This is a genomic window from Micromonospora sp. SH-82 (assembly GCF_051132485.1).
Classification (GTDB): domain Bacteria; phylum Actinomycetota; class Actinomycetes; order Mycobacteriales; family Micromonosporaceae; genus Micromonospora.
Genome location: NZ_CP148049.1, coordinates 4,678,537 through 4,688,094, shown reverse-complemented (window position 1 = coordinate 4,688,094; position 9,558 = coordinate 4,678,537). Strand labels below are relative to the sequence as shown.

Annotated in this window: 4 protein-coding genes; 2 read left to right on the top strand and 2 right to left on the bottom strand. The window is 72.1% G+C overall.

Features of this window, described 5'->3' with window-relative positions; translation table 11 throughout:
• Positions 1 to 41 precede the first annotated feature (41 nt).
• Together WHN02_RS20785 and WHN02_RS20780 are read right to left on the bottom strand one after the other, a co-directional pair.
• Positions 42 to 1,010: an LLM class flavin-dependent oxidoreductase gene (locus WHN02_RS20785; RefSeq protein WP_434740373.1), complete on the bottom strand. Its 969-nt coding sequence runs from the start codon at positions 1,008 to 1,010 to the stop codon at positions 42 to 44.
• A 3-nt stretch (positions 1,011 to 1,013) separates the two neighbouring features.
• The gene (locus WHN02_RS20780) at positions 1,014 to 1,217 is read right to left on the bottom strand and encodes an MbtH family protein (RefSeq protein WP_350899539.1); all 204 of its coding nucleotides are present in this window, start codon (positions 1,215 to 1,217) and stop codon (positions 1,014 to 1,016) included.
• A gap of 188 nt (positions 1,218 to 1,405) precedes the next feature.
• On the opposite strand from WHN02_RS20780, the gene WHN02_RS20775 reads away from it, so the two are divergent.
• Both WHN02_RS20775 and WHN02_RS20770 read left to right on the top strand, forming a co-directional pair.
• Positions 1,406 to 3,730: an MFS transporter gene (locus WHN02_RS20775; protein WP_434740372.1), complete on the top strand. Its 2,325-nt coding sequence runs from the start codon at positions 1,406 to 1,408 to the stop codon at positions 3,728 to 3,730.
• A gap of 248 nt (positions 3,731 to 3,978) precedes the next feature.
• Complete coding sequence (locus tag WHN02_RS20770; protein WP_434740371.1) at positions 3,979 to 9,516, top strand: SDR family NAD(P)-dependent oxidoreductase; 5,538 nt, start codon at positions 3,979 to 3,981, stop codon at positions 9,514 to 9,516.
• The last annotated feature ends 42 nt before the right edge of the window (positions 9,517 to 9,558 follow it).

Below are 9,558 nucleotides of genomic sequence, written 5' to 3'. Positions count from 1 at the left end.
GTCGGGGAGCACCCCGCCCGCCCTCGGGACGCGTACCCGGGTCAGCCGGAGGCGGCCTCGCGGACGGCCCGGGCGGTACGCCGCCACCGGTCCCTGTCGTCGTGGGCGCTGGCCATCGGGGCGAGCACCACCTCGGTCGCGCCGGCCGCCGCGAACTCGGCGATCCGGCCGGTGACCTGGTCGGCCGAGCCGATCACGCCGACCGCCCGGAGCAGGTCGTCGCCGATCCCGCCGTCGGTGAGGGCGTGGGCGTACCCGCTGGCCTCGTACATGGCCCGGTAGTTGGGGACCCGGGCGTAGGTCGACAGGTACTGCCGCAGCGACTCGGTGTCGGTGGCCGGGTCGTCGGAGACCGCACCGGGGGTGAACACCACCACCGGGAAGTCGTCGAGGCTGCGGCCGGCGCGTTCGAGCCCCTTGCGCAGGTGCGGGATCGCCACGTCCCGGACGTAGTCGACGGTGCACATCCAGAGCAGCAGACCGTCGGCCACCTCACCTGCCAGCTCCGCCATCCTCGGCCCCAGCGCCCCCAGGTAGGTCGGGACGAGCGGCCGTCGGGGAGAGGCGTATCGGGCGTTGCCCTTGTAGTACGTGCCGTCGCGGTAGACCTCGCCGGTGTGCAGCAGCGAGGTCACGATCTGCAGGTACTCCCGCATCGCGGGTAGGGCCGGTCCCAGCGGTACCCCCAGGGACCACTCGGCGGTCAGCCGGTGTCCCATCCCCAGACCGAGCGCGAACCGCCCCTCGGAGACCTCGTCGATCGTCGCGGCGGTCTGGGCCATCACCACCGGCGGCCGGGTGTAGATCGGCAGGATGCCCGCGCCGAGCTGGATCCGGTCGGTGACGGCCGCCATCGCGGCGAGCACCGAGGCGCTGTCACGCATGTTGGGCAGCTGGATCAGCCAGACCGAGTCCAGGTCGAGTTCCTCGGCGACCCGGGCCCGGCCGATCAGCTCGGCCACCCCGAGCCCACTGCCCTCGATCGCGATGCCGGTACGCAGTGCGCCCACCGGTCAGACGCCCATGCGCTGCCGGAGGCTCTTGGGACGCATGTCGGTCCACACCCCCTTGATGTGCTCCAGGCACTCGGCCTTCTGGCCGGTCACCCCGACCTCGGTCCAGCCGTCCGGGACCGCCCGTCCGACCGGCCAGATCGAGTACTGCTCCTCGCCGTTGATCACGACCGTGTACTGCCGGTCGTCGTCGTCTGCGAACACGCGGGATCTCCTCTCGGCGGGCATGGGCCTGCGCAGTCAGATGCTCGCGGGGGCGACCGGGTGGGGCAAGGCGTCCGGGGCTGCTGGCGAGAAGTGGACACCGCGTTGACGGGGTGCCCGGCTCTGCCGTGCCCTGTAACGGTTCGAGCGGCGGGCGCCCGGCATCCCGCGCGACACGAGGAGGCGGCGTGACCGACACGGTGCCGGAACGTACCGGCTCCGCGAAGCCGGCGGGCACGGTGACCGCTCCCGCCTCGGCGATGGTCCCGGACCAGGCGACACCCCCGGACCAGGCCGTTGCGCCACCCGGTGCCGGTGCCACACCACCGGGCGGCGGCGGCCCTGCGGCGAGCCCGAGGGCCGGTCGACCCGCCCCGCTCGGCCGGGCCTTCTGGGCCCTGCTGGCGGCGATGTTCGTGGCGAACCTGGGTTCGGGGATCACCGTCGTCGCCTTCCCCTGGCTGACCTCGGAGTTGACCCGGGACCCCCTGGCGATCGCCGCGGTGGCGGTGGCGGCGGAGCTGCCCTGGCTGCTGTTCAGCCTTCCGTCCGGGGTGTGGGTCGACAGGTACGACCACCGTCGGCTGATCTCCACCACCCACATCGGTCGGGCCCTGGTCGTCGGCCTGCTCGCCGTCGCGGTCTTCACCGACGTGACAGCGCTGTGGATGGTCTACCTGGTGGCGTTCGCCATCGGCACCCTCACGGTGCTCAACGAGAACGCCAGCCAGACGATCCTGCCCCGGGTGGTCCGCCCGTCGCAGCTCAACCGCGCCAACAGCAACCTGCTGCTCGCCGACACCACCGGCGGGGTGTTCCTCGGTCCGGCGATCGGCGGTTGGCTGCTGCTGGTCTCGGTGACCCTCCCGTTCGCCCTGGACGCCGCCCTGTTCCTGCTCGCCGCCGGGCTCATCGTCCTGGTCAAGGTCCGGACCCGGCGTCCGGCAGTGGTGGCACCGGCCGCCGCCGACGCGGTCGGGGCGACCCCGCCGCCCCCGGCGGCGTCCCCGACCGACCCGGCGGTGGATGCGACGTCCGGGCCGGATGCGACGTCCGGGCCGGATACGGCGGCCGTGTCCCCGACCGGACCGCCGACGGTACGCGGGACGTTGCGGGCCGACATGGCAGTGGGGCTGCGCTACTTCTGGGGCCACCGGGTGCTCCGCCAACTCGGGATCTTCCTGGGGTTGCTCAACCTGGCCAGCTCCATCATCGTGGGCACCCAGGTCCTCTTCGCCCAGGAGGTGCTGGGTCTCAACCCCGGCCAGTACGGGTTGTTGTTCGCCGTCGGAGCGATCGGGGCGGCGGCCGGGGCCGGGCTCGCCCCGATGCTGGAGGAGCGGTTCGGGCCGCGCCGGGTGCTGTTGCTGACCCTGGCCGGCAACAGCGCCGTCGGGCTCAGCATCGGGTTCACCTCCAGCGCGATAGTCGTCGGGGTCGCCCTGTCGGTCGGGGCCGCTCTCGCCGTCATCTGGAACGTGGTGACCATCTCCTACCGGCAACGGATCGTCCCCGAACACATGCTCGGCCGGGTCAACAGCATCTACCGGCTGTTGTCCTGGGGACCGCTGGCGTTGGGGTCGCTGATCGGCGGCGTGGTGGTCAAGGCAGCCATCCCGCTGCTCGGCCGGGAGGGCGGACTGCGCGCCCCCCTGTTCCTGTCCGCCGCGCTGGCTGCGGTGCTGACCGGGTACGCGTTGCTGAAGCTGCGCGACGGGATCTGGTCGAACGACCGGGGCGAGGTCTACGCGGACGCGCCCGAGGACGAGGAGGACGACGTGACGGTCGACGAACGGTCCCGGGCCGCCACCGACGACCCCGTCGAGCCTGCCTTCGGCGGTTCCGGAGGTGCCACCAGACCGGTGCTGAAGTCCCTGGTCGGGGTGAACGTCCTGGTCGCCGTGGTGGCCCTGGTCTGGGTGGCGGTGACCGAGGGGCTGACCCCGGACGGCGCGATCTGGGACGGGATCAGCCCGCTGCACCTGGCGGGCGAGATGAACGGCGAGGCCGTCGACTCGGGTCAGGTGTGGCGGCTGGTGACCACCATGTTCCTGCACTACGGCCTGGCACACCTGCTGGCCAACATGGTGCAGCTCGTCCTCGCCGGGCGGCGCCTGGAGCCGATCCTCGGCGCGGCCCGGTTCCTGCAACTGTTCCTGCTGTCCGGGTTGGGCGCCTCGGTGGCGACGTACCTGTTCGCCCACGACGCGTTGACCGCCGGGGCGTCCGGGGCCGTCTTCGGGACCTTCTCCGGCCTGCTGGTGGTCTGTCTGCGGCTGCGTCGCCGACCGGTGCTGCCGATCGGGCTGATCGTGTTCGGGGTGGTCACCACGTTCGCCATCCCCGGGATGGCCGTCGCCGCACACGTCGCCGGGCTCCTGGTCGGCGCGGTGGTGGCGTCGGGCTTCGCGCTGCCCACCGGGGAGCGCCGGGAGCGGACGCAGCGGGCCGTACCGCTGGGGGTCCTGGTGGTGCTCGTCGTCGTCGCGACGGTCGCGGTGATCATGGGGTAGTCGTCCGCCGAGCCACGTCCACCGGTGCCCACGGCACCGGTGTCGGTGGCGTCCGACCTGCGCGGTCCTGTCCGTGCCGCCCGGCTGGCGACTACTCGCCAAGCGGGCCCGACCATCTTGTCGCTGCTCGTGTCCGGCAAACAGACTTCGTTCGTCCTGTCTGGCCGGCCCGAGTGGCAAGCCCACGACCGTATCGATCCTGGTGGATACACGCGGCATCGATCCTGGTGGAACTGAGAGGGAATACGGTGAGCGGTGTCGAAGACGCGCAGGTCGCCATCATCGGGTTGGCGGGCCGCTTCCCCGGTGCACGCGACGTCAACGAGTTCTGGCGCAACCTCGTCGGTGGGGTGGAGTCGATCACCTTCTTCAGCGACGACGAGCTGAGGGAGGCCGGGGTCCCCGACTCGCACATCGCCGACCCCAGCTACGTCAAGGCGGCCCCGATCACCGAGGGCGCCGACATGTTCGACGCCGGCTACTTCGGGATGAGCCCCCGCGAGGCCGAGATCCTCGACCCGCAGCACCGCATCTTCCTGGAGGAGTGCGAGACCGCCCTCCAGCACGGCGGGTACGACCCGGGCGCCTACCAGGGCCGGATCGGGGTGTACGGCGGCGTCGGGTTCAACAACTACCTCGAGGACAACGTCAACAAGCACCCCGAGGTCATCGGGGTGATGGGCAAGCTGTCCACGAACATCTCCAACACCGCCGACTACCTGGCCACCGGGGTGTCGTACCGGCTGGGCCTGCGCGGCCCCTCCTTCACCTGCCTCAGCGCCTGCTCCACCTCGATGGTCGCCATCCACCTGGCCTGCCAGGCGCTGCGCGACGGGGACTGCGAGATGGCCCTCGCCGGTGGGGTGGAGGAGTTCATCCCCCGGGTCAGCGGCTACTTCTACAGCGAGGGCAGCCTCTACTCACCCGACGGGCACTGCCGCACCTTCGACGCCAAGGCCCGGGGCACCGTCTTCGGCAGCGGGGCGGGAGTGGTCCTGCTCAAGCGCCTCGACGCCGCGCTCGCCGACGGCGACAACGTGCTCGCCGTCATCCGGGGCACCGCCATCAACAACGACGGGTCCGCCAAGGGCGCCTTCACCGCGCCCAGCGTCGAGGGGCAGCTCGCCGCGGTCTCCGACGCGCTGACCCGCTCCGGCGTCGACCCGGCGACCATCAGCTACGTCGAGGCCCACGGCACCTCCACCTTCGTCGGCGACCCCATCGAGGTCACCGCGTTGACGAAGGCGTTCCGCCGGCACACCGAGCGCCGCCACTACTGCGGGATCGGCTCGGTGAAGACGAACGTCGGTCACCTCGGCGCGGCCGCCGGTGTGGCCGGTCTGATCAAGACGGTGCTGGCGATGAAGCACAAGGTGCTCCCGCCCCACCTCAACTACGACGAGCCGAACCCCCAGATCGACTTCGACAACTCGCCGTTCTACGTCAACACCGACATCACCCCGTGGAAGTCCGACTCCGGGCCGCTGCGGGCCAGCGTCAGCTCCTTCGGCGTCGGCGGCACCAACGGTCACCTCATCCTGGAGGAGGCACCGGCCGTCACGCCGTCGTCCGCCCCCAAGCGCGCCGAGCAGCTGCTGCTCTTCTCCGCCCGTACCCCCAGTGCGTTGGAGTCCACCGCCGCAGCGGTCGGCGCCCACCTGCGGGACCGGCCCGAGGAGCTGGCCGACGCCGCGTACACCCTGGCGGTGGGGCGTCCGGTCCGGCAGGTCCGCAGCTTCCTGGTCGCCGGTGACGGGGCCGAGGCCGGTGACCGGCTCGCCGCCGGGGTCCCGCAGCCCACCACCGGTGTCGTCCCGCCGCGCGGCGGCAGCCGCGCCGTCGCGTTCGCCTTCCCCGGCCAGGGCGCCCAGTACCCGCAGATGGGCCGGGACCTGTACGACAGCGAGCCGGTGTTCCGCACCGAGGTCGACGAGTGCGCCGAGGTGCTGCTCGCGCACACCGGATGGGACCTGCGCGAACTGCTGTACGGCACCGGCGACGAGGCCGCGCTCGCCCAGCGGCTCAACCAGACCGAGGTCACCCAACCGGCCCTGTTCGTCGTCGAGTACGCGATGGCCCGGCTGGTGCAGAGCTGGGGGCTGACCCCGGACGCCATGGTCGGGCACAGCGTCGGCGAGTACGTCGCCGCGACGCTGGCCGGGGTCTTCACCCGCGACGACGCGCTGCGCCTGGTCGCCGAGCGCGGTCGACTGATGCAGCAGCTGCCCAGCGGGTCGATGCTGGCGGTCCCGCTGCCCGAGGAGACCCTCGCGTCCCTGCTCCCCGCCGACCTCGACCTGGCCGCCGTCAACGGCCCCGGACTGTCGGTGGTCTCCGGCGCCCACGCCGCCGTCGAGCAGTTCGAGGCGGTCCTCGGGGTGCAGGGCATGCAGGGACGTCGACTGCACACCTCGCACGCCTTCCACTCCCGGATGATGGACCCCATCCTGGAGCAGTTCACCGAGCTGGTCGCAGCGGTGGCCCGGCGGGAGCCGACCGTCGCGTTCGTGTCCAACCTGACCGGTGACTGGATCACCGCCGAGCAGGCCACCGACCCCGGGTACTGGGCGGCCCACCTGCGCAACGCCGTCCGCTTCGACGACGCCGTCCGGCTGCTCACCGAGGGCGACAAGCGGGTCCTGGTGGAGCTCGGCCCGGGTCAGACCCTCACCGGGCTGGCCCGACGTCGGCTCGCCGCCGACAAGCAGGGCCTGGTGGTGCCGACGATGCGGCACCCGCAGCGCCGCCAGCCCGACACCACCGTCCTGCTCGGCGCGCTCGGCCAGGCCTGGCAGGCCGGTGCCGCCGTCGACTTCTCCGCGTTGTGGTCGGGGGAGACCCGCTACCGGGTGGTCCTGCCCCGGGTGCCCTACGAGAAGCAGCGCTCCTGGCTCGACGGGGTCGCCACCGTCACCGACACCCAGGACGTCGCGGTGAGCACCGAGACCGGGCCGTACTACGTACCGGTGTGGAAGCAGACCGCCCCGCCGGCCCCCGGCGAGGTGGACACCGACGCGGTGTGGCTGGTCTTCGAACCGGCGGGGGAGAACCCCGTCACCGCCCTCACCGGTCGGCTCCGCGCCGCCGGGGCCCGGGTGGTCACCGTCCGGGCCGGCGACGAACCCTCGGCCGACGGCGACGCGTACGTGGTGCGTGCGGGCGAGGCCGCCGACTACCCGGCGGTGGTCGCGGCGGCCCTCACCCGGCAGCCCGGACGGCTCAAGGTCGTGCACGGTTGGCTGGTCGGCGACCTGTCCGGGGCGACCGCCCGGGACCGGGCCCGAGCCGGTCTGGACCACGGTTTCTTCAGCATCCTGGCCACCGCGCAGGCGTTCTCCCGCAACCCGGTCAGCCCGCCGCTCGACGTCTACCTGCTCACCAGTGAGCTGCGCGACGTGGTCGGCGGCGAGCGGATCGAGCCGGTCAAGAGCGGCGTGGACGGGTTCGTCAGGCTGCTGCCCAAGGAGTTCAGCGACACCACCTGCCGTTCGGTCGACGTGGCGGGCGGCGCCCCGGACTCCGTCGCCGAGCAGGTGCTGCGGGAGATCACCTCGGTCGCCGGTGACCAGGTGGTCGCCTACCGGGGCCGCAAGCGGTGGACCTGGGCGCACGAGGAGGTGGCACTCGACGGGGTCGGCTCGGCGCAGCGACTGCTGCGCGACGGCGGGGTGTACCTGATCACCGGTGGCCTCGGCGGCATCGGCCTGGTCACCGCGAAGGACCTCGCCGAGCGGCACCAGGCCAAGCTGGTGCTCACCGGACGCTCCGGGCTGCCGCCCCGCGACCAGTGGGACGACCTGCTGGCCGGTGCCGAGAGCCCGACCACCGCCCGGATCACCGCGGTACGCGACATCGAGGCGGCCGGCGGTGAGGTCCTCGTGGTGGCCGCCGACGTCACCGACCCGGACCAGCTCCGCGAGGTGCGGGCGCAGGCCGAGGCGACGTTCGGGCCGGTGTCCGGGGTGCTGCACGCCGCCGGCATCACCGGTGGCGGGATGCTCGAAACGCGGCAGTTCGCCGACGCCGAGGCGGTCCTCGCCGCCAAGGTCTTCGGCACCCTGGCCATCGAGGAGGTCTTCGGCGACAGCCTCGACCTGATCGTGCTCTACTCCTCGTTCACCGTCTTCTCCGGCGACTTCGGGCTGTTCGACTACTGCTCGGCCAACGCGATCCTCGACGCGTACGCCCACTCCCGGCAGGAGGGCCGGACCCACGTGGTGTCGGTCAACTGGCCGATCTGGTCGAAGCTGGGGATGGCCTTCGAGATCGACGCCCCGGACCTGCTCACGTCCTTCGAGATGGGCGACCGGTTCGAGCAGGTGACCCACCCGCTGCTGGGCAGCCGGCTGGTCCGCGCCGGCAGCGACCAGGTCATCTTCGTCAAGAACCTGTCGACCGACGACTGGGTGACCGCCGAGCACCAGCTCGCCCACGTGCCGACCATGCCCGGCACCAGCCTGGTGGAGATGGTCCGGGCGGCCTACCAGGAGGTCACCGGGGAGGCGACGGCCGAGGTCCGGGACGTGGTCTTCATGCGGCCCCTGTCGTTCGACGAGAGCCGGACCGTCCACGTCATCCTCACCCCGGCGCAGGGCGGCAGCTACGACGTGCTGATCGCCGACGCGGACGCCGGTGGCGGCAACCCGGTGGAGTTCACCACCGCCCGGGTCGGCCCGGGGCCGCGCGACGACGCCCCCCGCCACGACCTGTCCGCCTGGCGGGCCACCTGCGCCGTGGAGGACGAGGCGGAGGCCGCCACCGAGGGGATCATCAGCCTCGGCCCGCGCTGGCAGCAGGCCATCAAGGGGCACTGGCACAGCGAGAGCACCGAGGCGGGGCTCTTCGACGAGCTGGTCCTGCTGGAGCTGGGTGAGGAGTTCCTCGCCGACCTGACCCAGTTCGGGCTGCACCCGGCGCTGCTGGACAAGGCCACCGCGCTCGGCCAGACGGTGGTCGCCAGCCAGACCAGCCACCTGCCCTTCGGCTACGACCGGATCACCGTACGCGGGACCCTGCCGCGCCGGTTCTACAGCTACATCAGGCACCTCGACGACACCAGGGGCGCGCTGATCCGTACCGACATCACCCTCGTCGACACCGACGGGGTGGAGTTGGTGGCGATCAAGGGCTTCACGATGTTCGAGTACGCCGACACCACCATGTCCACCGACGGGTCCCCGGACGCGACGGCGCAGGCCGACACCGACGACGACGAGAGCCAGTTCAGCGTCGCCCGGCAGTTGGAGCGGGCCCTGCTGCGCAGCAACGAGAAGGCCTTCGGCATCGAGCCCGAAGACGGCTACCCGATGCTGCGCCGGATGCTCGACTCCGGGGCGGCCCCGCAGGTCATCGTCTGCCCGGACAGCTTCGTCAAGCGGATGCGGATGGCCGCCGAGGTGACCCGGGACGCGTTGCGGGACCAGTTGATGGCCGCGCCGAAGGCGACCTCGTCGGTGGCCACGCGCAGCCTGCTGACCCCGTTCGTGGAGCCGGACGGCGACGTCGAACGGGTCCTCGCCGCGATGTGGGCCGACACCCTCGGCCTGGACGCGGTGGGCGCCGAGGACGACTTCTTCGACCTCAACGGCAACTCCCTGATCGCCGTGCAGCTCGTCGCCCGGATCCGCGACCAGTTCCAGGTGGACCTGACGGTGGCCGGACTCTTCGAGGCACGCACCGTCCGGGCGCTGGCCGGGCGGATCGAGGAGCTCGTCGTGGAGCTGCTCGCCGGGCTCTCCGACGAGGAGGCGGCGGCCCGACTGGCGAGCATCACCACCCGCAACTGAGCAACCAGGAACGGCGGTGGTGGCCGGTCGGTCGACCGGCCA